Genomic DNA, 25,657 nt, shown 5'->3' on the forward strand with positions numbered 1-25,657 from the left:
CTTACTCCTCCTCATCGATATTGGGAGTCGTCTTTGCAATTTGCATGAGGAACTCACGATTGTTCTTCGTCTTCTTCAGCTGTTTAATAACCAGCTCAATGGCCGGAACCGGCTCGAGACCGGACAGCACGCGACGGAACTTATGAACAATCTGATATTCCTCTGTCCCCAGCAACAGCTCATCTTTACGCGTACCAGACGGGTTAATGTCGATAGCCGGGAAAATACGACGCTCAGCAATACGCCGATCGAGCTTCAATTCTGCGTTACCGGTACCCTTGAACTCCTCAAAGATGACGGTATCGCCGGCAGATCCGGTTTCCACCATGGCGGTTGCGATAATGGTAAGAGATCCACCGTTCTCAATATTGCGGGCGGCGCCGAGGAAACGCTTCGGCGGATACAGTGCAGTGGAATCGACACCACCGGAAAGAATACGGCCGGATGCCGGGGAGCTGTTGTTGTAGGCACGCCCCAGGCGAGTAATGGAGTCCAACAACACAACAACATCCATCCCCTGCTCTACCAGACGCTTTGCGCGCTCAATAGCAAGTTCGGACACAGTTGTGTGGTTAGACGGGGGGCAGTCAAATGTAGAGGCAATAACCTCACCCTTCACACTGCGCTGCATATCCGTCACTTCTTCGGGACGCTCATCAACAAGCACAACCATAAGGTGGCATTCCGGATAATTGGTAGTGATGGCATTGGCGATATTCTGCAGCACCGTCGTCTTACCGGCTTTAGGAGGCGACACGATAAGAGCACGCTGCCCTTTACCAATCGGCATAATGAGATCAATGAGACGAGTAGTAATGTTTTCCTTCGTCGTCTCCAAACGCAAACGCTGATTAGGATACAGCGGAGTAAGTTTGGCGAACTCAGGACGCTGCGCAGCCATTTCCGGACTTAATCCGTTAACTGAGTCAATGCGTACCAGGGGATTAAACTTTTGCCGGTTGTTATGGTTCTGACTACTACCCTCACGCGGCATACGAACTGCGCCAACAATAGCGTCACCACGTCGTAGTCCAGATTTCCGCACCATATTCATAGAGACGTAAACATCGTGGGGGCCAGCAGAATAGCCAGAAGTACGCACAAAAGCGTAGTTATCAAGAATATCGAGAATACCGGCAACAGGCTGTAGCACATCGCCTTCCCGAATCTCGGTATCCCGATCATCCCGACGATTACGGTTGCGGTTATTACGATCTCTCCGATTATTGCGATCCCGACGATTACGGTTGCGGCCGTTATTGTCTTGGTTGCCGTTGTTCCTGTCATTCGAACCGTCACGACCAGAACCATTAGAGTTTCCGCCACGATTATCAGAGCGGTTATCGGAACGATTGTCGGAGCGATTGTCGTTGCGGTTATTCCGATTACGGTACCGCTTCTGATAATTGTCTCCGCCGTTATTATCGGCGTAGTCGCGCTCAGAATAATGACGATCGTTATTGTCGTGCTTAGAAGTATCACGATCAGTATTGCTATGGGAAGAACGATTCTGCGCATCGTTCTTCTTATCTTGCTGCTTATCCTGCTGTGTATTCTTCTCTTCTACCACAGGAGCAGTTTTGTCAGTGCGCTTCGGAGAACGCTGAGTTTTCTCCCCTTGAGCCTGCTGACCGGAGTTTTTAAGCTGCGTCTGAATTGCCTCAATGAGGTCGCCTTTACGCATACCAGAAGTACGTTTAATACCAAGCTCGGTGGCCATTTTACGAAGCTCGGGAATGACCATCGAAGAAAGTCCTTCGCCTTTACCGCGGCGAGAGCGAGTGGGTTCTGCCGAAGCAGTATTATCCATAGTGTCCGTACTGGTCACGGATTTCCTTTCATCCCTATTGGTAAAAAAGAATAGGGGCTTTAATGGATGAGGAAAACGACATCAGTTTCCTCGTTATGATTCTCCCTCACAGCAGGCATTTCTAAGAAGAATGCGAAAACTGTTCAGAAACAGGGAATGCCCATCAGACTCCACACAGTAACAGTGCTTGTAACTGCCGATAACGTAATGCTAACCGACAATAACTGACAACAAGGCAATAGTTGGTAACAACTATGCTACACGCGCTAACTGGTGGTAGGCCTTTTAAGAATAACTGTAAAAACTGCAGCTAAGCAAGCTAGGCATAAGTTTATTGCTAATAAACCCGCTGAACACCTTCACAGATATCAAGATGCAAGACGCGCAGACCGTCATCTTCGGCATCGCTCTGGAGATCCTGGGGGAAATCCCCTGTATGCAAACACAACACAGTAGGACCGGCACCAGACACCATTGCCGCTAAACCACGGTCGCGTAAACACCGAATCCAACGCGTTGTAACAGGTAGTGCCGCTGCACGTTGCTGCTGGTGAAGTCTATCTTCGGAAGCGTCGAAAAGTAGGTCGGGGCGCTTTGTCATAGCGAGCATCATCATGGAGGCACGCGACACATTAAACACCGCATCTCGATGCGGCACTGTTGCAGGGAGCACCGCTCGCGTTTCCTCTGTTGACGACCGCGAATACGGCACCAGCGCGGTAGCGCGAATATCGGGATGGACATCAAGACGAACAGCGTGATACGACGTGTTCGCGAAACCTGGTTCATCCGCCCAGGACACCACCATGCCGCCTAGGACAGCTGCCGAGGAATTATCCGGATGACCTTCAAATTCGGAGGAAATTTGCACCATACGGGTGAGGTCAAAAGGACGATCACACAGTGCATCTGCAAGAGCTACGCCACCAACTGCAGCCGCCGCAGAGGATCCGAGACCACGCGACTCCGGCACCCGGTTGTGACAGACAAGGTGTAGCCCCGGAACATCGTAACCGTTGGCTTCCATAGCAGCTCGAAAAGCACGATATACCAAGTGTTTTTCATTGAGAGGAACTTCTCCGCTGCCCTCTCCCTCTACATCTATGACCAGGCCAGAATCAATAACCTCACAGGACACGTCATCCCACATACCCAGAGCAAGACCTAACGTATCAAAGCCAGGACCTAGGTTTGCGCTGGAGGCAGGTACACGGATAGCCACTTTTGTCCCTACCGGAAGCATGCGTGCTTCAGCTACTCCATTTGCTCTGTCTGTCACGATGCGTCTCCTTTACCACAGATAATATGGCTTGCAGGAAAAGGACAGTAGCCTATTTTTCCTGGCCTTCCATACGAAGAACAGAAGTAACTCTCACAACGCTGTCAGACTCACCCAGAGCTTCTACGCATGCAGCAAGATTGGCTTCACTGGCAAGGTGCGTTACAACAGACAAGCTAGCAAATTTGCCGTCCGAGTTACCACCAACAGCAGTGTCAGCTTCACTCTCTCCCAGTTCATCCTGGTACACAGTGGCAATAGAAACATCGTTCTTGGCGAAGACATCTGTCACCTTGGACAAGGTGCCTTTTTCGTCAACAACATACATGTTGACGAGATAGCGCGTCTGCACATCCCCAAAATTGGCGATAGGAAGATTAGCGTATGTGTTATCTCCCGGGGCACGCCCACCGTGCACAACGTTGCGGGACGCAGCAACCAAATCGCCGAGTACTGCCGAAGCAGTAGGGGTTCCACCTGCACCAGGACCATAGAACATAATCTGTCCAGCAGACTCCGCTTCCATAAAGACAGCATTAAAAGCACCATTAACGGTAGCCAACTGGTGGGTAAGCGGTACCAGTGCCGGATACACACGCGCAGATACAGACTGTGAACCATCCTGGGAAGTGATGCGCTCGCACACTGCAAGCAATTTAATAGTGCAGTTCAAACGGTGCGCGGAACGAATATCCTGCTGTGTAATCTTGGTGATGCCCTCGCGATATACGTCCTTTGCCGTCACCCGAGAGTGGAAAGCAAGAGTAGACAAAATAGCTGCCTTAGATGCAGCATCAAAGCCCTCTACATCAGCAGTAGGATCAGCTTCGGCATAGCCTAAACGGCCGGCTTCAGCGAGTGTCTCGGCATAGTCCGCGCCGGTTGCATCCATCGCGGAGAGGATGTAGTTTGTAGTGCCGTTAACGATACCCATAATGCGCTGGATCTCATCCCCAGCCATAGACCGCTTCAAAGGCCCAATAATAGGAATTGCACCCGCTACTGCAGCCTCGAAATAAAGATCAACCTGGGACTCGTCCGCGGCAGCGGCCAACTCTGCAGAATGTGCAGCCACTAAAGCCTTATTGGCGGTAACAACTGATTTACCCTGTTTCAAAGCAGATAGGAGAAGCTGGCGTGACCCCTCGATACCGCCAATAACTTCCACAACGACGTCAACATCGGGGCGATCAATTAAAGCCTGTGCATCATCAGTGATAAGACTGGGATCAACTCCGCGATCACGTTGGGTATCGCGGACAGCAATACCACGAATAACAATGGGCGCCCCTACCCGGTGGGTGAAGGAATCACTGTTTTCAATAAGAAGACGAACTACCTCTGTTCCAACTGTTCCCATGCCGAGAATGGCAACACCAACCTCGGGCTGACGGAGTTCAGTATGAGCTTCGCGGGTCATGAAACCTCCAAACTAAGCAGATCGTCAAGCGTTTCTCGACGAAGAATAAGCCGGGACTTACCGTCACGCACTGCCACAACAGCGGGCCGTGGCAGCATATTATAGCGGCTGGCCATGGCGTAACAGTACGCTCCCGTAGCTGCTACACCTAGGATATCGCCGGGCTGAATATCAACAGGCTGCCACGTGTCACGAACAACAACATCACCACTTTCGCAATGTTTACCAACAACGCGGCATAAAGCCGGATCTGCCTGAGTTGTTCGATTGACCAATCGACAGTCGTACTCAGCATCATACAGGGCGGTACGGATATTGTCGCTCATACCACCATCAACAGCCACATAACGACGGATAACTCCAGAAGGCAGCACAATATTCTTCAACGTGCCAACCGTATACAACGTCACCATGGAAGGACCCACAATGGAACGCCCCGGCTCCACCATCAACTGCGGTGTGGGAATACCCGCTGCAGCAGCCTCCCGCTCAACAATGGCCCGCAAATCAGCCGCAATGTCGGCAATTGCCGGAGGATCATCAGATTCCAGGTAGGCAATGCCAAAACCGCCACCAAGGTCAACTATGGAGAAGCCTTCCGTAGCGTCCGGCCCATACTGCTCCACAATCTCAGCAAAAAAAGTGATAATGCGGTGAGCAGCCATTTCAAAGCCGTCAACATCGAAAATCTGGGAACCGATATGGCTATGCAAACCATTCAGGATGAGGTTATCTGCCTCAATAACACGTTGCACAGCTTCAGCAGCCTGGCCACTCGCCAGCGAAAAACCAAACTTCTGGTCCTCATGCGCCGTGGCAATGAAGTCATGCGTATGGGCTTCTACCCCACAAGTAACACGCACAAAAACGTTCTGGCGTTTACCCAGTTCACCAGCAACTTTATTAAGACGGTCAATCTCATACAGCGAGTCCACAACAATGTGCGCAACGCCTAAATCAACAGCCTGCCGAAGCTCCTCCACAGACTTATTGTTTCCATGCAGAGTCATGCGGTTAGCGGGAAAACCTGCCGCTAGAGCAACACCCATCTCATAGCTGGAGGCAACATCCATGCAGAGGCCAGCCTCGTTAATCCAGCGGGCGACCTCACCACACAAAAATGCTTTGGCCGCATAGTGAACATTCTGGGGGCCTCCAAAAGACTTCGCCATCGTAGCAACGCGACCACGGAAATCCTCTTCATCCAAGACGAAAAGCGGTGTCCCATATTCGGATACAAGGTCAGTGACAGCTACTCCACCAATCGTGACAACGCCATCCTCATTTCGAGAGGCCGTAGCGGGCCACACGATCTTCGGCAGATCATTCATGTTAGCGGGAGGCTTACGCACCCCCATCAGATCGGCTACTTCGTGAGTTTCGTGGCGGGATCCCGCGGGGTTGACAGTCACATGCGCTCCGGTGCGGTTACGCCAAGGAGCTGCAGACCATTCTCGAGAGTCTGGCGAGTTGCGGCACACAAGGCTAGGCGGGCTGAGTGAAGAGCAGCGTCTTCATCATGGTCAACAGTGTCAGCTTTGGGAAGAACCTGACAGGAGTCATAGAAACGGTGGTAGGACGCTGCAAGATTTTCCAAGTAGCGGGCGACGCGGTGCGGTTCCCGCAACTCAGCAGCACTTGCCACAACTGTGGGGAATTCACCCAGGGTACGAATGAGATCCCCTTCTCGCTCGTGTGTGAGCAAGGAAAGATCAGCGGTATCAACAGTGACACCCAGCTCCTCAGCCTTACGCTGTAAAGAGCAGAGGCGAGCATGCGCATATTGCACATAAAAAACCGGGTTGTCATTGGACTTGGATGCCCACAATTCCAGATCAATATCCAGGCTGGAATCCACGGAAGAACGAATCATTGAGTAACGGGCAGCATCCACCCCAACAGCCTCAACCAAATCGTCAAGGGTGATAACGGTGCCGGCACGCTTCGACATCTTGACGGCTTTACCGTCACGCACCAAGTTCACCATCTGGCCAATAAGCACCTCTACCCCATCCGGGTCATAGCCCAAGGCCTGCGCGGCAGCTTTGAGACGGGCAATATAACCATGATGGTCCGCACCCAACATGTAGATGCACAGGTCATGGCCACGATCGAACTTGTTTTTTACGTAGGCGATATCGCCAGCGATATAGGCAGCATTACCATCAGACTTGATGACAACACGATCCTTATCATCACCAAAATCAGTGGACCGCAACCACCAGGCACCATCTGCAAAGTAGAGCTTGTCAGAATCCTTGAGAATCTTAATCGCGGCATCAACAGAGCCATCCTCAAATAGGGAATTCTCATGGAAGTAGACATCAAAATCAGTGCCGAACTCGTGGAGAGTGCGCTTAATATGCGCAAACATCATCTCCACGCCCTGGCTTCTGAAAACTTCCTGACGCTCATCCGCGGGAAGATCACACACACCAGGGTTCTTTTCCACAATAGTGGCGGCAATGTCATCAATGTAGTCACCGGCGTAACCATCCGGTGGCGTCGGCAAATGCAGAGCAGAAAACACCAGAGAGTTAGAAAAACGATCAATCTGGTTACCGTGATCATTGAAGTAGTACTCGCGGGTAACCTGAGCCCCCTGTGCCTCCATAACACGCCCCAGAGCATCACCCACAGCCGCCCAGCGGGTACCACCCAAATGAATAGGGCCAGTGGGGTTCGCCGAAACAAATTCGAGATTAATACGTTTCCCGGCGAGACTATCGCCGCGGCCAAAGTCCTCCCCCGCAGCCACAATAGTGCGCACAAGTTCACCCTGCGCATCTGCAGCAAGGCGAATATTCACAAAGCCAGGACCCGCAACAGTAGCCTCCGCAATCGCATCCGCTTCCCCCAACACAGCGGCAAGCTCAGTAGCGAGCTGACGAGGATTAGTCCCCAACTTCTTCGCACTCTGAAGAGCAATAGTCGTGGCATAATCGCCATTTTCGGGATTACGCGGCCGCTCCACCGTCACCTCCGAAGGAAGCACAGTAGAGTCAAGACTTTGTTCTTTAACGACCTGCTGCAAGGCAGCAAGGACAACTTTTCCTAATTCTGCGGGCGTCACAATTGACCATTCTACGTGGTAAAGCCCCTAAAGTGGTACCCGTCCAGGTGGAGTGCTTTAGTAGTCAAGCGGACTGACTGGTACACTCTAAATTCGTTACGCCTCCGTAGCTCAGGGGATAGAGCATTGGTTTCCGGTACCAAAGGTCGCACGTTCGAATCGTGTCGGGGGCACCACCACAGCAAGTAAAGCTATTCCACCGTCGGATTGTTCCAGTCCAGATGTAATCCAGGGATTTCTGTAAACCGGCTACTGTCACAGGTGAAGATGATGAGCTGGCCGACTGATGTGGGGTCAGACTCGGCGAGAGCTGTTGCTGTCTCTATTGCCTTGGCCATATCTCCACGATGCTCAGGGTCTGAATAGCCCAGGATATCGTCCAAGATGACGGGAACACTTCCCTGGTTGACCAGCTGGTAGCAGGCTAGTCGAGAGAGCACAGCTAACTGTTCACGCGTACCAGTGGAAAGATCCTTATAGGCTATGGGGCTGCCGCCTGGCCGTGTAATCGCGCTTTCGATTCTGAGGTTATCGGCAACATTGACGGAGAAATCCTCACCCCACACGTGCTGGCCAAGTGCTGTTAATGCAGTGACATAAGGGGTTTGGTAGCGGGCGGCGGTACGTTGCCGGGCGTCCACAAGAGTGTCGCGGAGTAAGCGAGCCGCCTCAGCCTCTGCAGTGACACGCTTATTAGCACGCGATAGTTCTTCACACTGTCCTTCTTTATCCTCCAGGGCGGTGTGCAGTCCTAAGTCCAAATGTGAATCAAGGACGCCTTGCTGATGCTGATATTTGTTCTCAGCCTCGCGATACTTTTCCCGAAGGTTAGTTAATGCGCTGGTGGCATCACTTAATGCTGGTGTTGGGTCGCCCATGTCGGCATGCATAGCGTCAAAGTCGGAGATTTTCGCACGCTGTTTAGAAACAGTAACTTCCTGCTCGTGAAGTGCCGCAGTATGAGCTTTCATTGCTTCCTCATCTAGCGGGGCAAGTTCTTGTTCTTCCTCACGTGCACTGTTAAGAGTCTGGGTGAGAACTTCTCGCCGAGCACATGCGTTCTCATAATCCCGGGATGCAGCTTCCCACCGCTGCTTTGTTTCCGTGTAGCCACTACGTAGTTCTTCCAGATCATCTGCGGACAGGGTAGGTAATGTACCTGCTCGGGCCTGGTCGATAAGCTCCGTGGGGTATGTCGCAAATTCTTGTGTAAGAGTTTGTTCTTCCTCCGACAGACGTGATTCTGGATGCACTGCGTCAAACGTCTGTAGGTCTGTAGTGGCAGTGGTGTATGCCTCATCAGCTTTTTCCCATGCATCGGCTTGCGCAGCTGCACTCTGCCAGTCGCTAACGTGTAGTTCTGCAAGCGCAGCCTGGTAATCGTTTTCCTGCTGTTGCAACATGTCGTGCAAGTGTGCTGCTTCAGCTGCCGGTTCCACTGCAATAGTGACATGCCCAGGGACTTCAATAGTGAGCGGCTGCCCCAAGTCGGCGCGTAAAGATTCGTGGAGTTCCCCGCCATTACAGAGGATGTGGCTATCCTCCGTCTGTGGTGTGATGGTGATTGTTCCAGCTGTTGCGTTGAGTGCTTGGCGAAGACTTTCCGTTTCCGTGTGGAGTTTCTCTGCCTGCTGATACACCGCAGGATTATGGGCAAAGGACGCACGTTTTTCAGCAGCATCGTCTACTGCTTCACGAAGTTTTTTCGCCTGTTCTTGTATGTCGTGGAGAGCATATTCACGCTTCACAAGATCTACTAGATGAGTAGCGCTCGTCATCTCTTCAAGTGCTGTTGCTAACTGCGCACACTTCTTTTCTAGTTCCGTTACTTCGTTGCCATCTGCAGATGGCAAGTCCGCTAACTCTTTTTCCGCATTTTTTATGCGTTTTTGGACATTCTCATGCTGGTTAAGAAGATTACTATCGGCTTCTACAACAGCCTGTGCAGCAGCTAGCGTCGCTTCATTTGCCGTCAATTGAGTGCGTAACTTATCTTTCTGCTGTCGCTGATGGGCATAGTTTTTCGCCTGCTGCTGTAGTTCTTTTTCGTCCGCTTCTACCTGGTGAATCTGGTCGGCTAAAGTATCGCGCTGCGTCGCAAGCTCCGTGACATTCTGCGCTATGTCGTGTGTTTCCTTTATCTGGTCTTTAAGATCAGCAATCTCCTGTGTAAGTTTTTCTTCTTCCTGAATACTGTGATTGCGTTCCTTGTTGGGACGTCCAGTTTTTGTGAAATAGCGATCACATTCAGCCTGGGCCGCATCCAAAATATGGTCCCCCGACATGGCACCATCATTCTGCTCACTGGCGGCAGCATCCAATGCTTCTTGGAGAGCTGACTGCCCGTCGGTAAGTTCAAAACTCGCTAAGTCTTTCCCCTGTAGAAAGCTCAGGGCAGAAAACAGGGCCATATCTTCATGCTCTGCCAGCAGTTCTTGCACATAGTTGTGTGCGGGATCTCCCCACAAAGCCTCTTTACTACCATCCGCGAAGACAAGCGTTGTCCCTGCTTGACGTCCCCGCCCAAATTCTTTCCGCAGGGTAAAACGTTCCCCCCCGATAGTGACATCTAGCTCCACAATGGCAGGACGGTCCACCCCACTGCGCCGAATCGCTTTAACAGCTTCTTTACGGGAAGTCGCTTTCTCTGTGAGAACGAGGTTAATAGCTTCAATAACACTGGATTTACCTGACTGGTTGGGGCCTGCAATGACGGTGATACCGTGGTCGTGAAAATCAATCTTTTGTTGTGCAATTCCACGGTAATCCTGCACTGTAATGGAGTGAAGGCGCATTAGTGGTATCCTCCCTGTGCTGCTAGCCGATACAACAACATAAGCGCATTTTGAGCAGTTTCATCGCCGGCTTCCGCTTGTTGTGCAAGCTCATCTGCCGCTTCTGCCACATAACCGGCAAGATTTTTACGCACCTCATCGGTGGCGGGAAGTACGTGTGTAGAACTATTTCTCTCCCATACATGGAACCCGGCCAGCATACTTTCCCAGCGGTCTTCTTCTTCAGCGAGATACGCTGCGTCATCGAGGGGAAGAGTGGCGTTACACGCCAACCGAATGACGGTACGGCGTTTATTAGGAAGCGTATCGAAATAGTGTGCTAGCTCAGTGATATCGGCAACGCTATTGATATCCTTCTGCACAGTATGAAACGTCCATTTCCCGCAATCGAGTGGGGTTACTGTGCAGTCATCTGCTGCGAGTTCAACAAGGAGACAGTGCCCTGAATCCTTCTCCACATCATCAAAATCTGTCATTTCGGGGCTTCCTGAATACCAGATTCTTCCGCTCTTCCCCACCGTGGCTGTAGAATGTCGATCCCCTAACGCGATGTAATCACAGTCGTACTGCGATAGTGCGTTTTCCAGCTTCTCAAGGGGAATAACGTCACCACCGATCGCATCATCCAACTGCGGGGCGAAAGTATCCACACTTCCATGCACGATACCTACCCGGTAAGTATCGGAATCTTTAGGATGATTTTCTATACTCTGCAGTGCTGTGAAAAAAGGGTTTTCCGTGGGGTAGCGATTCGTATAAGGCCCAACAATGAGCTCTAGCTGGGAAATTTCTGGCAATACCAACACGGTAGGTTCGGTGGGAACTATGACGTTATCTGGGCAGTGGGTACGAAACGCTGGTGCGCAATAGACACTTTCACGCTGATACGAGTCATGGTTACCTGGCTGCAGAACAACAGGACACGGTAAGTCTCCCAACATTTCTAGCAGGGACACTATGGTATTGCTATCTAGCTGAGTGCCATCAAAAATATCCCCCGCTACTACTACTGCCGCAACATCATAGTTGACAGCATGCTCGCAGAGACGTTCCACTGCGCTTAATCGAGCATCCCGAAAAACAGCTTGTTTTGATTCGGGGAGATGACGGCGCGTCATCCCAATATGCCAGTCACTGCTGTGTAGAAGACGCAGGCTGTCAGTCATGTGTAGTCTCCTCAGTGTCGATGTCACCAGTGAGGAAGTCCCAGGCATCGTGTAGATCGGATTCCATCGTGAGTTTATCAACGGGGTCATTAGTGTAGGCGGTGGCAGCAGCCATCCTCTGCACTGGATCGAGGTCTTTATAGGCTGGATCTGGTAGTGGGTGCGGCACCTCGGGAAGTTCACCAGATAACGACCAATAACGGTAACTATCAATCGCTATGGGTGTATCCGTCTTCGACTCGTCTGCATCTGCATGCGCTGGCCGAGTGATACGCTGCGCCTGCTCCCCACGCGGAATAGTGACGGTAGTACCAGTGGTGTTAGTTTCTGCTTCCACTGGATCTGTTGAGACAAGAATATCCCCCAGCGAGATTCCACGAAGCTGCAGGTACCATTCACTATCCCGGTCCATTCGCTCCACAAGGAGGTATCCCAGTGCAAGTGTGTGGGAACACCGTTGGTCAATAGCTGGGCAAGTACATGCGCAATGCAGATCCGCGCCACCCAGCGGTAAAAGATCTTCCAGAAATGCGGGCAGTGTTCCCGCAATAATCTCTTCCGCAGAGCCGGGATGCTGTGCGATAGCAGTACGCACTGCAGCAATGGTCGCAGCACTAACTGGGGCACAGGTAATAGTTGGGGAAAAAGGCGAAAGTTGGCTTCCTTGTACCTCCCCCGCCACAGTGGTTCCATAATGTTCCATAGCGAGGACAGCACCATTGCGCGCCAATGCTTTAGCCCGCGTCACATGGGGGTGGCGGATAGCAGAATTCCGGTAGTTGTGGTAGTCCTGCCTCCGATAGGGTTCTTCTAATGCTTGTTCTACCTGCTTTCCCCACCAGGTACGCCCAAAATGTCCGGTTCTTTTCTGTGCGACAAGACCCCTCATTTACGTCACCTCCAGACGGAAGAGTTCCTGTAGCTGCTCGTCGTCGAGTTCTGTGAGCCAGGTTTCGCCAGTACTCACCACAAGATCCGACATGGTGGATTTATGGGAAATAATGTCGTCAATACGCTCCTCAATAGTGCCGTCGCAGACAAGTTTTCGTACCTGCACATCCTTAGTTTGACCAATGCGATAGGCACGGTCAGTGGCCTGATTCTCAACGGCTGGATTCCACCACCGGTCATAGTGAATGACGTGGTTTGCCGCAGTAAGAGTGAGCCCCGTTCCCCCAGCTTTCAGTGAAAGCACCATAATAGGGGGCCCATCTGGAGACTGGAAACTATCCACCATAGCGTCGCGTTCTTCGCGTCGGAGTGAACCATGTAAGAAAGGAGCAGGAACACCAAAACGCTTCCTCACATAGTCCGACAGATATTCACCAAACTCTTTGTACTGGGTGAAAATGAGAGCCTTCTCCCCTTCCGCCAGAATTGTTGAGAGGAGTTCTTCCAGCAATGCGAGTTTTCCAGAACGGTGTTGTCCGTGGCGGAGAACCGCAGAACCATCACCGAAATAGTGGGCGGGATGGTTACAAACTTGCTTTAGCTTTGTTAGCGCCGCCAGGACCGCCCCTTTACGCTGCAGTCCCTTTGCCTGCTGGATTTTTTCCATCATGTCGTCAACGACAGCTTGGTAAAGGCCAGCCTGTTCAGCTGTGAGAGTGGCCCGCATAACGATTTCTGTCTTCTCCGGTAGATCACTGATAACTGCCGGATCACTCTTAAGGCGACGCAGGAGGAAAGGAGATGTCAGAGAACGTAATTGCGCTGCCATAGTGTCGTCATGGTCGCGTTCAATCGGTAATGCGTAATGATGGCGGAAACCATGCTGCGTCCCCAAATATCCTGGGTTCACCAGATCCATAATGGCCCGGAATTCCTCTAAATTGTTCTCCATGGGAGTACCAGTAAGGGCAAGACGATGAGTTGCTGGCAAAGCACGGGCAGCGCGTGATTGTTGTGTCGCAACATTTTTCAAATGCTGCGCCTCATCGTACACAATTCTCCACCACGTTATTTTTTCCAGCTCCGCACGATCTCGATGGAGAAGGTTATACGTCGTAATAATGACATCATGCTGCGCCACTAAAGTACGGAATTCTTCCCCAGCCTGTCGATCGGCACCATGGTGAATAGCGACGGAAAGTTGTGGAGCAAATTTTTGTGCTTCGTGATACCAGTTAGCGGCAAGAGACATGGGGCAGACAACAAGTACTGCAGATTCTGCGGGGACCACCCCACATGCTTTGTCATAGGCCATAACAGTGAGTACTTGAAGGGTTTTCCCCAAACCCATGTCATCAGCCAAAATTCCACCCTGGCCAAGCATGTCAAGGCTTGCTATCCAATCCACGCCACGTTGTTGATAGGGACGCAGTTGTGCATTGACAAGGCCGTCAGTTGTGACGTGAACGGGCTGCGCACAGTGGGCCATAAGATCATCGATCATCTGCGATCCAGCTACCCCCGCTACCGGCACGGGGGCTTCACTGCTGACAAGCTCATGCAGAATATCGCCAGCGGCCCCCTGCTGCGTCGATTCGAGATCTGCCTGCCGCAACGCTTTTTTACGCCGTTTTCCACTCTTAGCCGCAATAAACTCGGCAGCCCGGCGCAACAGTAGCGGGTCTGCTTGTACCCAGCCGTCACGTAAATGGACTAACCCGGATTGTTCTTGCACAATGTCAAAAAGTTCCGCGGGGCTGAGAACTGTTTCCCCTAATGCCACTTGCCATTGGTAGTCCATGATGGCGTCTAGGCCAACTTTGGCGCCGCTGACGGCGGAGCGGGCGGCTTGTTCATCCTCGCCGGGAGTGACGTGTAGCCGGACAGATACGGGAGCGGAGACCCAGGCGCGTGGCAGCATGACGACAACACCTTGTGCGCGGACTAGGTCTACTCCGCGGGTGACGAAGTCTGTGACTTGTGTGGTGGTGAGGAGGCGGTCTTCCCCGTAGCCGGAGGGGATACTGTCTAGTAGTGCCGGGTAGGCGTCTGTTGCCCGCCCCCACAGACGGGTTGCTGTGGTGTAGGAGGCCGCATCGATTGCACTGGGAATGAGGGGTTCTGGGGCGCCGCCGAGAACTCGCACGGACACTTCTAACCCCCACCAGTCGGGGGTATCAGGCAGAGGTTCGTGGATACGCAGTACTAATTCTGTGTCATTGTCTGCGGCTCCGTTCTGCCATTCTCGTAGTCTTTCGGAAAATCCTATGTTTCCTTCAAGAAAGGGTTCTCCGGTGATGAGTGCTTCTACGAAAGGGTGGCGTGGACGGTGCGGCATAGTGCGGAGCTTGTGCCGGCAGGTTTCTGCCGTCATGGCCTCTACGAAACTTTCTACGGCAGCAAACCCGCCATTGTGGGCGAGTTCTGGTGGCATAGCGTGGAGAAGTTCTGTTAACCATACGCGTTGTGCTCCCCCGCCGAGCAGCTGCCATTGGGCGTACCAGGTGGGGCCTTTTCTCCATAGTCGGGGGACGACTCGGCCGGCCCGCACCCACTGGTTCACGCCTGCTACTGCGTGGGCAAGAAAACGCAGGTCGTCTCCTAAACCAGGAATGGGGTCTGGCTCCTCATTACAGGCGGTCTCATTGCAGGCGGTGAGGAAGTTGAGGGCTGCTCCTGCACTAATCACAAGGCAGGGAACAGTCTGGGAGCGGGGGTGTCCGTCACTATCCACTGTGGTGAAAGGAAGACTATGGCGGAAAACTGGCACTCTGCTGATGAGTGTCGTGATGAGTGCGGGGAATGCTGCGTCCGGTAAATCCTCTACTCGGCCTACTACCTCTCCCCCTGCAACATCACGAATCCACAGCATTAAGCCGCGGTCGGGTATCCACCGACCGCGTAGCTCGTAGGATGATGCTGCGGGTTGAGTCATGCTTCTATCCAACCAGTCCCCTGTAACATTTTCTGCTGCGCCATGGCCTATTAGCGACAATACGCGCCGAGGGCATAAAGTAGCTCCCCCACGAAGAACGTACATGTGCTTAACTACAGGTTCTTCCCCTAGTAGAGAAATACTTTTATGCTTTCATCTCCTCCACCTTTATCTCCTCCACCATTCAGCACAGTATCTCAGACGACAGCGCAGACGGCACTCCAGACCTCTCCTCAAACAACGCCTCGAACAGCACCTCAAAACATAGCTGCTGAGCCGGTTCATTTGTGGAGTTTACGCGGACGCCGGTGGCTACTGTGGGTGGGATGGGTTATTGTCCCGCTCGTGATTGCGCTGGTGATGATGGGTTTGCAGTGGATTCCTCCCCGACAGCAATGGCCGGGTAGCCCCTCCCGCGATGATGTCAGCAAACTTCTTGCGCGTGTTCGTGTTGTTTCTACGCGACATCATGTACTGGGCTATGAGAGATCCTGTACAGGCACGTCTGCGTGTAGTTTTGGGGAGCCCTGGACTGATAATTCTGACGCACCAGGCAGCCATAATGGTGTCGATACGCGCTCTGATATGCTGCGTAACCTCTCTTCACCACTGGATCCTTATACTGGGCAGCCTCTTCCCCAACAGCGTCGTCAGAAACATATTGACCACTTGTTCCCACTGGCAGCCGCTTGGGATTTGGGGGCAGCCCAGTGGCCGCAGCGGAAACGGACAAGTTTTGCCAACGATATAGAACGCAATCTGGTTGTTGTGTCTGGCGATGTCAATATCGACAAGGGCGACAGTACCCCCAGTGAATGGCTACCGCCGTGGAAGGGATCTCAGTGTTGGTATGCGGCACGCTACCTTACTGTCGCCATTTACTATCAGCTTGCTATTACGGAAGCTGATTGGCATGCGCTTTCCGGAGCGCGCCGACTATGTCACCGTTCCTAGTGCACTCTTAGTGCTTTTTGCCGTGCTTATGCCCGGAAAAATCATTTTTCTTGGAATACCCTTTACCACCTGGCTGGTAGCTCTTTGTAGATCGGGGATTCCAGTCTTTCCGATTATTCCGATTTTTCCAGTCACTCCGGTCATGATTTTGCTTGCGGGAGTACTTCTTGGGGCGTTTGTAATTGCCCTTCTGTTTCTTATCCCGTTTTGCCTGCTTTAGTGCACCGGGGCGGTTGGCGGGCGGGCCCGGATCCAACTCCAGGTGAATAAGCTGCCCAGAAATCCGTGTCTTCTGGAGATTATCGAAGACTTCTTGGGGAAGGTCAGCTGGCATGTCGACGAGGGAATGGTCACCCCGGATAGAGATGTGGCCAATATCGGCACTACTGATACCGCCCTCATTCGCAATAGCGCCCACAATGCTGGAGGGGGTGACTTTATGGCGTTTGCCAACAGCAATACGGTAGGACACGAGATCTTTGCCACTGCGTGACTGGTGCCGTCCTTCTTTACGCTTTCCACCATGGGAGAAGGAACGTTGCCGCCCCTGGTAGTCCTCTACTTCTAGTTCCTCGGTAAGGAGGAAATCCTCAGTGTCATCGACGGTTTGTACTGCTAAAGCGGCAGCAATACCTACCATGTCGACGCCGGTATCTGCTGCATAAAGTTGTACGAACCCGCGGAAAAGATCCAGGTGTTCGTCTTCTAAAGCGTGAGTGATGGACTCGTTGAAGCGGCGCACGCGGGTTTCGTTCACATCGTCCACGCTGGGAAGTTTGACTTCTTCCAGAGACTGCCCTGTGACACGCCCGATTTGTTTAATCATGCGGCGCTCGCGCGGCGTGACGAAAAGCAGTGCCTGGCCAGTTCTACCGGCGCGGCCAGTACGCCCAATGCGGTGAACGTAAGACTCGGGGTCATGCGGCATGTCGTAGTTGAGGACGTAGCTAATACGGTCAACATCAAGGCCGCGGGCAGCCACATCGGTGGCAATAAGAATATCGAGTGCGCCTTCTTTGAGCTGGTTAATGGTGCGTTCACGCTGCGCCTGCACCATATCACCGTTAATGGCGGCGGCACCGTAGCCACGTGCCCGTAGCTTATCGGCCATCTCTTCGGTCTGCTGCTTGGTGCGGACGAAAAGAATCATGGCCTCGAAGGTCTCTACCTCGAGGATACGAGTAAGCGCATCAATCTTGGATCGCTGGTTAACAATCACGTAGCGTTGTTCGATATTGGCGTTAGTGGTGGTGGGAGTCTCAATCTCAATTTGTTGCGGATCGGTGAGATATGACTCCGAAATGCGCCGGATAGCCGGCGGGATCGTCGCGGAGAAAAGCGCGGTCTGACGCGTCTCGGGAGTCTGTGAGAGGATCTCTTCAACATCCTCCTGAAACCCCATCTTGAGCATCTCATCAGCTTCATCGAGCACAAGATAACGCAGTTCGGAAAGATCGAGTTTTCCCTTAGAGAGATGGTCAATGATGCGCCCGGGGGTGCCCACAATAATCTGTGCCCCGCGTTTTAATCCAGCGATCTGGACACCGTAGGACTGTCCCCCATAGATGGGGAGAACTTTCACACCGGGCAGGTGCCGGGCGAAGGTAGACACTGCGTCCGCTACTTGCAGGGCGAGTTCACGGGTAGGGGCAAGAACGAGAGCTTGGGGAGCTTTAAGCTCGGGGTCAATTGACGCCACCATGGGTAGGCCAAAAGCGGCAGTTTTGCCGGTACCGGTTTGGGCCATGCCCACAACGTCTTTTCCGGCAAGGAGGAGAGGGATAGTAGCAGCCTGAATTTGGCTGGGGGACTCGAAACCGAGGTCACTGATTGCTTGAAGAATCGGAGCGGGCAGAGCGAAGTCAGAAAATGTTTCGACAGTAGTCATCGGATCCTATACTACCTGCTACTACCTGCGGAAACCTAAAGGGAGCGAGAGGTAGTACAGTTTTCTGTTACTGACGGTAGCGTTTCACGTGCCGGGACCCAGGCCAGAGCACTTACCGTCAAAACAATGCCGGTAATGCCGAATGCCCAGGTATAGCCCAATGCATCCGCAATAGCGCCAGCCACCAATGTTCCCACAATAGATCCAAGATCTGAGGACATCTGTACCGATGCCAATATTGTGCCAGCACGATAACCTGCTACAACATCCCCAATAGCAGCCTGCTGGGCGGGGTTAATCACGCCCCCACCGAGACCGGCGAGAAAGGAAAGGCCGTAGATGACGCCAATGTTTGTTCCTTGCCCAAGAAGTATCGTCATTATTCCGCAGAGAATGAGTCCACCAATAATGAGTGGACGCCTCCCCCACCGATCTGACCAGTGCCGTGTAGTGTAGAGCGCCACAACGTTTCCAATGGCAAAAATAGCCATGGCGATACCAGCTTGCGCTGCCCCATTTGTATGAAGAAGAGAGGAAACGAAAAGCGGTAAGAGTGCTACGCGGACACCGAAGTTTCCCCACCCGTTAGAAAAGTTTGTCGCTAGGCAGGCCCAGTAGGCGCTATCCCGCTTGACGTCTCGTAGCTTCAGCTCAGGAGTACACACTGTAGTAGAAGATGTTGTGTGCTGTGGTGATGAGGACTCTTCACAGTTCTTTTTATCTTCTTTGGCATTGTCCGTATTATCAGCAGCCTGCGGGATACGCCCAGCGGGAAGCATCTGCCACACAACAATGATCGCCAACAATAGCGCCACTGTATAGACATAGAAAGGCAGACGAATATCCACGTGCCCCAACATGCCACCCACCACGGGGCCAGCAATATTACCGATGAGAAAGGCACCACCGTATGCCGAGGTGGCGCGTCCCCGCATGTGTGCGGGAACCATGCGAACAATCATGGCGGTGGCGGAAACAGTGAACAGTGTGGATCCAATGCCACCTGCACCACGGTAGACAATAAGTTCCCAGTAACCGTGAGCAAAAGTCGTTGCCAATGTGGACGCGGCCACGATAAAAAGACCAGTGATGTACATGGGACGCGCGCCTAATGCATTAATAAGTTTGCCGGACGCTGGTGCAAAGACCAATCGCATAAAGCCAAACACACTAACAATGGCGGATGCCGCCATAACACTCACACCAAAACTGTGCGCATACTGTGGTAGCACTGGCGTAATAAGCCCATAGCCAATGGCTATGAGAAATGCTGCCCCTACGAGGACCCAGACTCCCTGTGGGAGAGCTTCCCGAGATCGCGTATGTGGAGTCTCCCGCGTCTCTTGTCTCTTCTGTTTATGCATGCTGAGTGAGATGGGCTAGTACGCGGGCACCGCCATGGACGGCACTGGCGGGGACTCGTTCGTTTTTTGCATGGAAATGGCCAAAACCGTCATAGTCGCTGGGAAGTTGCAGGGGCACGAAGCCGAAACATTCAATACCTAGATGCTGCAGGAACTTATTATCTGTTCCAGCTGGTAGGTGGTAGGGTGCCACTACCCCAGCGGGGTCAGTCGTAGCAAGAGATGCCCGCACAGTATCCACAAAGGGTGCATGGGGGTCACTGGATACGGCATTGGGTTGCTCCCACTCAATGGTGAGTGCTTCATAGTCTTCCCCCAATTCAGTACGCAGCAGCGTGTCAACAGTGTGGAAAAACTCTTCTTCATGCCCGGGGAGAACACGGCAGTCGATAGTTGCTGTTGCTTCAGCTGGGATAACATTCACTGCATAGCCGGCATGCAGCTGTGTGGGGGCGGCGGTATGACGCAAACTAGCACGCACAACGGGCCCTAAGAATCCCCACTCTTCAGTGGCGGTATCGAGGTCATCATCGTCATACTGCTGGCCTGTTACTTCGGTGATTGTGTCCAAGAAAGCATCCAGTGCTGGAGTATGGACAATGGGGAATTGATAGCGGGCGATCGCTGCTACAGAACGCGCAATTACTGATACTGCATTAGTTCCGGAGGGGCGTGAACCGTGCCCGGCGCGACCTGTAGCACTAAGCCGTGCCCACGCTACCCCCTTTTCGGCAACAGCGAGGGGATAGATTCGCTTATCTGGATAGCCGGGAAGGGTGACGGAGAAGCCTCCCACTTCGCTGAGTGCTTGGGTTACGCCTGTGAACCATTCAGGATGGTGGTCAACGAGCCAGTGGGATCCCCATACTCCGTCGTGTTCTTCGTCCGAGAACCACACCATCATGAGAGTGCGTGCTGGTCGCATGCCGCTAAGTGCATAGTGGCGGGCGACTGCCAGCATCATGCCGGCAAAATCTTTCATGTCGACAGCGCCTCGTCCCCAGATCCAGCCGTCAATAATGTCACCGCTGAATGGGGGGTGGTCCCATTCGTCGGCGTTGGCGGGGACGACGTCGACGTGTCCGTGGAGGAGAAGCGCATGTGGGTCGTCTCCGGGGATAATGATGCGATAGTTTCCGCGTCCCGGGCGGGATGCTAGGTAGTCCCCTTTTATTCCTACTTCAGCGAGTTTGTCGGCAATGAAGTGAATGCAGCGGTCTTCCCCGTCACCAATATCGGGGTCGCCAGTATTAACGGAGGGGATGCGGATGAGCTCTTGTGTGAATGCTACGGCTTCGCTGCCAAGAGTGTCCCAGTCGTTCCAGTCTCGTGCGGGAAGAGAATGTGCGCTAGTGATCGTCATACCTTCTAGTGTAGGGGGAGAGAGACGGGACGTTTTTCGGCATTACGGACAATTGTCCGTATGACGAGGGTAAGGGACTCTTCCACCACTTTCATGGCATCCGCGCTACTTGCTAGAGCGGGTTTTTGGGGAGTTCGGAGACTGAGGTGCCGGAGGAGATAGCCATGCATAAGGTCGACGATAACGGATGCTAACTGGTTGAGATCCATTGACCAGACAACGGCGGTGCGTTGCGCTATTAGTTCGAGGTAATTGCAGAACAGTTGGGTGAGGGAATTGTAGTAGCGGGTGATGAGATCTTGAAAGCGTTTATTCGAGTTGTGGAATGCGTACGAGATGATCTCGTATATCAGTGGAGAGTTTTCGGCTTTGGCGGATGTTTCGTTGAGGACTCTAATGGCATCGCTGTATAACGCTTCTTCTAATCCGGTAATACTGAGCCCTGTCATACTGTTTGACTCTGTTCGGGAAACGGTGGTGCGCACGCTGTTGGTGATGGTAGAAATAATTTCGTTAATGGTATGAGCAGCCATTTCGTAGAGCAGTTCTTCTTTATCTTGAAAACAGTAGTGCACTACACCAAGGGAGATGTCGGCTTCTTGGGCTACGGCACGGGTGGTAACTTGTGCGAAACCTTCTCGCCGAGCAACGATCATAGCTGCTTTTATAAGGTGCGCTCGACGATCTTCTTTATTCATACGCATGGTGTTGGTGCTCTCCACGAGGTAGTGAAGTTGTCGCGTAGCGGGGCATATGTACAGCATTATCCTAATCGGGATGGCGTGCGGACAGCGTGCTGCAGTTAAAATTTACTTATTCTTACATGCTTTTCTGTAACTTAAATCACTCTCTCTACTTTCTAGGTACCATGGAGAGAAGAAAATACTCTAAGAAAATGAGGATTACCAGTGACGATACCATCAGATTCTTTTGGACAGAACCAATGGTTAGTAGACGAAATGTATCGAAAGTTCCGTCATGATCCAGACAGTGATCCAGACAGTGTTGATGAATCTTGGCGCGCCTACTTTACTGATCACCGGTTAATCCCCACCCCCACACACGTCCTTCCACAAAGAGAAGAAAAAGTTATCTCTGAACCCGGTGGCCCCACCAACCCCACAGCCTTCCTCTCCGACTACAACTATTCGGAGACTGCCGCAGATCCTGTTCATGTTGAGCGTGTTTCCACAGAAAAGGTACGTTCTGCCGCGAAAGATGCCCTCACCACTATGTACAACGTGGAGCAACCTACTGGTCCCACGTATCCAACCCTAGAAGCGGAAGAAATGACCCTGCTCCGTGGTGTGGCTCGTGCAATTGCCCGCAACATGAACGCTTCTCGCGATATTCCCATGGCGACCTCGGTGCGGTCTATCCCCGCAAAGTTGATGATAGAGAACCGTCTTCTCATTAATAGTTATCTTGCGAAAACGCGCGGCGGGAAGGTCTCTTTCACTCACCTTATTGGCTACGCCATGATTCAAGCTATAAAAGCGTATCTGAATATGAACTGCCGTCTGGAAGAAAAAGATGGGCATTTCACGCGTGTACAGCCAGACCATATCAATCTTGGCTTAGCGGTAGATCTACGCGGGAAAAATGGTGGCCGCTCCCTAGTTGTTGCTGCCATTAAAGAAACCGAAAATATGGACTTTCGACAGTTCGTCGCTGCCTATGAAGATATTGTGGCACGTGCCCGCAATGGTGAACTTACTGCAGCTGATTTTGCGGGAGTAACTATATCACTCACTAACCCGGGCGGAATTGGTACTATTCGTTCTGTCCCCCGCCTCACACCTGGTCAGGGATGTATTCTCGGTGTTGGTGCACTGCAATATCCGGCAGAATATGCAGGAATGAGTGAGACGAGTCTCGCTGAATTAGGTGTCGGCAAGATGCTGACGGTTACCTCCACTTATGATCACCGCATTATCCAGGGCGCTGAATCTGGCGAATGGTTGGGAACCATTCATAAATTATTGCTGTCCGATGAGTTCTACGACGAGATCTTTACGAGTCTTAATCTGCCTTTCGAACCATGGCGGTGGCGTCGTGATATTACCTCCCACAGTGTTAATAAGGACGCCCGAGTTCTCCAGCTTATTGAGGCCTACCGCGATCGCGGTCACCTAATTGCGGATACGAACCCACTGAATTTCAGCGAACCTGGTCGCAAACGCCAAACATATCCCGATCTCAACATTGCCACGTATGGGCTAACTATATGGGACCTCGATCGTGAGTTTGCAGTAGGTGGGTTAGCCGGGCATGAACGTATGAAACTGCGTGACGTCATGACAATTCTCCGCAGTGCCTATTGCGGAAAAATGACTGTCGAGTACACCTATATTCTTGACAATGAGCAGCGTGAATGGATCCGTACCTATGTGGAGAATACGAATGCTCCTCTCTCCAACAAGGATCAAAAACTCACACTCACTACTCTTATTGCGGCAGAGGCATTTGAGTCTTTCCTCCAAACAAAATATGTGGGGCAGAAACGCTTCTCCCTCGAAGGCTCTGAATCCCTCATCCCTATGATGGATCGCATTATTGATGTTGCCGCCGACCATCATGTGCAGGAAGTTGTTATCGGCATGCCACATCGGGGTCGCCTTAACGTCCTCGCTAATATCGTCGGCAAACCCTACAAGCAGATCTTCAGTGAATTTGAAGGCAATATGCTCTCCACTGAACAGCAGGGCTCCGGCGACGTGAAGTACCATTTGGGATCCGAAGGTATCCACTACCAGATGTATGGCGATAACGACATTAAAGTGACGCTCACCGCCAATCCTTCCCACTTGGAGGCCGTTGACCCAGTTCTTATTGGCATTGTCAAAGCCAAGCAGGATCTTCTCGCTCGCACAACAGACCACACTTCGCACGACGATTCTGAAAAACGACAAACAGAACAACAAGCAGAGCAGCTGACAGAGTATCCCGTCATGCCGCTTATGCTGCATGGCGACGCCGCTTTCTCCGGCCAAGGTGTAGCCTACGAAACTCTCAATTTAGCGTTATTGGAAGGCTATAACGTGGGTGGCACTGTCCATATTGTGGTGAATAACCAAATCGGTTTCACGACTTCTCCTTCGCAGGGACGCTCTAGCGAATACTGCACTGATATTGCGAAAGCTTTTGGCGTTCCTGTTTTCCACGTCAATGGAGATGATCCGGAGGCATGTGTCCGCGTTGCTCGCGCTGCAGTCGAATTTAACCAGCGCTTCGCTAAAGATGTTGTTATTGACCTAGTTTCCTACCGTCGCCGGGGCCACAATGAGGCTGACGACCCCTCCATGACGCAGCCTGCCATGTACGACATTATCGACAATAAACGCTCCGTGCGGCAGTCTTACTTGGAAACTCTCATTGGGCGTGGAGACATCACCACACAAGAAGCAGAAACTGCTATGCAGGATTACCGTGGAGAACTTGAAAACGTTTTCCAACAGGTTAAAGAACTGGAGAAGGAATCTGCACCGCTCTCCCACTCTGTTGCTACCAAGCAGCGTGTTCCCTACAATCTTCAAACTGCTATTTCTGCTGAACGTTTGGAAGAGATTGGTGATGCCTTCATCAATGTCCCCGAAGGCTTCTCTGTTCACCCACGAGTAAAGCCCATTCTGGAATCCCGCTACCGGATGACGCGCGAAGGCAAGGTTGACTGGGCGATGGCGGAACTTCTTTCCTGGGGGTCACTACTCCAGGAGGGACGCGATATTCGTATTGCGGGAGAGGATAGTTGTCGCGGTACGTTCACACAACGCCACGCCATTATCGTAGATAGGAAAAATAGCAATATTTATAGTCCGCTCCGGGCTATTGCCCAAACTCACGGCGGGCACTTTGATATCTATAATTCGTCACTATCCGAGTTCGCTGGACTGGGCGTGGAATACGGATACAGTGTGGCCCACACCGATGCTCTTGTCTGTTGGGAGGCACATCGCCAATGGTGCACAAACTATTGTCGACGAGTACGTTTCCTCCGCGGAGGCTAAGTGGAACCAGTGTTCAGGGCTCGTTATGCTTCTTCCCCATGGGCAAGAAGGGGCGGGACCGGATCACTCTTCTGCACGTATTGAGCGTTATCTACAACTGTGTGCTGAGTCCAATATGACAATTGCGCAGCCCTCTACGCCAGCCAATTATTTCCATCTACTTCGTCGCCATACTCTTTCTAGTATCGTTCGTCCGCTTATTGTGGCGACGCCGAAGTCTATGTTGCGAATGAAAGCAGCCACCAGCCCCCTGGAAGATTTTACGCAGCGCAAATTCCGGTCTGTTATTGACGACCCGTATTTCTACGACCGCACACAGCTACATGACCCTAGCTCGGTAAAGACCTTAGTGCTCTGCTCTGGCAAGGTGTATTACGAGTTGGCTCGCCGCCGCGATGCAGAGAGCCGCTATGACCTGGCAATTGCTCGTTTGGAGCAAATCTATCCTGTGCCCTTCCGACGTCTCTACGAGCTTGTAGCGCGCTACCCACAGGTCGAGAAAGTCGTATGGGTCCAGGAAGAACCGTCTAACCAGGGAGCATGGCCATTCCTCAAGGTGAAACTCCCTACGGTCGTTGGGAATCTTCCACCTTTTGAGCACTTCTCACGGCGCAGTATGTCGGCACCGGCTACTGGTGTTTCCAGTGTTAACCATGCCGAGCAAAATCTACTGATGGATACAGTATTTTCGACTACGCTACCGCAGTAATAG

Annotated in this window: 14 protein-coding genes, 1 tRNA gene and 1 pseudogene; 3 read left to right on the top strand and 13 right to left on the bottom strand. The window is 52.3% G+C overall.

The window, feature by feature from the left end:
* Window position 1: 1 nt before the first annotated feature.
* The 5 genes from rho to argS all read right to left on the bottom strand — a co-directional run bounded on the left by rho (window position 2) and on the right by argS (window position 7,582).
* The gene (gene rho / locus QZV76_RS01610) at window positions 2–1,810 is read right to left on the bottom strand and encodes a transcription termination factor Rho (RefSeq protein ID WP_290595663.1); all 1,809 of its coding nucleotides are present in this window, start codon (window positions 1,808–1,810) and stop codon (window positions 2–4) included.
* A 337-nt stretch (window positions 1,811–2,147) separates the two neighbouring features.
* Window positions 2,148–3,053, bottom strand: a complete 906-nt coding sequence (gene thrB, locus QZV76_RS01615) for a homoserine kinase (protein ID WP_290595665.1) — start codon at window positions 3,051–3,053, stop codon at window positions 2,148–2,150.
* Window positions 3,054–3,141: 88 nt separating this feature from the next.
* On the bottom strand, window positions 3,142–4,509 hold the full coding sequence (locus QZV76_RS01620) for a homoserine dehydrogenase (protein ID WP_290595487.1): 1,368 nt from the start codon (window positions 4,507–4,509) through the stop codon (window positions 3,142–3,144).
* Window positions 4,506–5,867 (bottom strand): diaminopimelate decarboxylase, encoded by a 1,362-nt coding sequence (lysA, locus tag QZV76_RS01625; RefSeq protein WP_290595667.1) that lies wholly within the window; start codon window positions 5,865–5,867, stop codon window positions 4,506–4,508. Before lysA ends, QZV76_RS01620 begins: the two co-directional genes overlap by 4 nt.
* Before the next feature lie 50 nt (window positions 5,868–5,917).
* The gene (gene argS / locus QZV76_RS01630) at window positions 5,918–7,582 is read right to left on the bottom strand and encodes an arginine--tRNA ligase (protein ID WP_290595488.1); all 1,665 of its coding nucleotides are present in this window, start codon (window positions 7,580–7,582) and stop codon (window positions 5,918–5,920) included.
* A gap of 100 nt (window positions 7,583–7,682) precedes the next feature.
* Between argS and QZV76_RS01635 the strand changes: the two genes are divergently transcribed.
* Window positions 7,683–7,758 (top strand) — tRNA-Arg (locus QZV76_RS01635).
* Window positions 7,759–7,773: 15 nt separating this feature from the next.
* Here QZV76_RS01635 and QZV76_RS01640 read toward each other — a convergent pair.
* Genes QZV76_RS01640 through QZV76_RS01655 form a run of 4 tightly spaced genes read right to left on the bottom strand, consistent with a single transcriptional unit; the run spans window position 7,774 to window position 15,369 of the window.
* Window positions 7,774–10,377: an AAA family ATPase gene (locus QZV76_RS01640; protein WP_290595489.1), complete on the bottom strand. Its 2,604-nt coding sequence runs from the start codon at window positions 10,375–10,377 to the stop codon at window positions 7,774–7,776.
* Window positions 10,377–11,543: a metallophosphoesterase gene (locus QZV76_RS01645; RefSeq protein ID WP_290595490.1), complete on the bottom strand. Its 1,167-nt coding sequence runs from the start codon at window positions 11,541–11,543 to the stop codon at window positions 10,377–10,379. Before QZV76_RS01645 ends, QZV76_RS01640 begins: the two co-directional genes overlap by 1 nt.
* Complete coding sequence (locus tag QZV76_RS01650) at window positions 11,536–12,432, bottom strand: hypothetical protein (protein WP_290595491.1); 897 nt, start codon at window positions 12,430–12,432, stop codon at window positions 11,536–11,538. The genes QZV76_RS01645 and QZV76_RS01650 overlap by 8 nt, the downstream gene beginning before the upstream one ends.
* A complete protein-coding gene (locus tag QZV76_RS01655) occupies window positions 12,433–15,369 on the bottom strand; it encodes a DEAD/DEAH box helicase (RefSeq protein ID WP_290595492.1) in 2,937 nt (978 codons plus the stop codon).
* Between the two features lie 285 nt (window positions 15,370–15,654).
* On the opposite strand from QZV76_RS01655, the gene QZV76_RS01660 reads away from it, so the two are divergent.
* A complete protein-coding gene (locus QZV76_RS01660) occupies window positions 15,655–16,323 on the top strand; it encodes an HNH endonuclease family protein (protein ID WP_290595493.1) in 669 nt (222 codons plus the stop codon).
* A 7-nt stretch (window positions 16,324–16,330) separates the two neighbouring features.
* On the opposite strand, the gene QZV76_RS01665 is transcribed toward QZV76_RS01660, so the two are convergent.
* From QZV76_RS01665 to QZV76_RS01680, 4 genes are read right to left on the bottom strand one after another with little or no spacing between them, the layout of a single operon-like run.
* Window positions 16,331–18,211 carry a DEAD/DEAH box helicase gene (locus QZV76_RS01665; protein ID WP_290595494.1) on the bottom strand — a complete coding sequence of 627 codons (1,881 nt, stop codon included), beginning with the start codon at window positions 18,209–18,211 and terminating at the stop codon, window positions 16,331–16,333.
* Window positions 18,212–18,246: 35 nt separating this feature from the next.
* Entirely contained in the window at window positions 18,247–19,575 is a 1,329-nt protein-coding gene (locus QZV76_RS01670; protein ID WP_290595495.1) for an MFS transporter, read from the bottom strand.
* Entirely contained in the window at window positions 19,568–20,938 is a 1,371-nt protein-coding gene (locus tag QZV76_RS01675; protein ID WP_290595496.1) for a M20/M25/M40 family metallo-hydrolase, read from the bottom strand. The genes QZV76_RS01670 and QZV76_RS01675 overlap by 8 nt, the downstream gene beginning before the upstream one ends.
* Before the next feature lie 5 nt (window positions 20,939–20,943).
* Window positions 20,944–21,702, bottom strand: a complete 759-nt coding sequence (locus QZV76_RS01680) for a TetR family transcriptional regulator (RefSeq protein WP_290595497.1) — start codon at window positions 21,700–21,702, stop codon at window positions 20,944–20,946.
* 195 nt (window positions 21,703–21,897) lie between these two features.
* On the opposite strand from QZV76_RS01680, the pseudogene QZV76_RS01685 reads away from it, so the two are divergent.
* Window positions 21,898–25,654: pseudogene (locus QZV76_RS01685) on the top strand (multifunctional oxoglutarate decarboxylase/oxoglutarate dehydrogenase thiamine pyrophosphate-binding subunit/dihydrolipoyllysine-residue succinyltransferase subunit).
* Window positions 25,655–25,657: the final 3 nt, after the last annotated feature.

The sequence above is a fragment of the Lawsonella sp. genome, assembly GCF_011525565.1.
Taxonomy (GTDB): Bacteria; Actinomycetota; Actinomycetes; order Mycobacteriales; family Mycobacteriaceae; genus Lawsonella; species Lawsonella clevelandensis_A.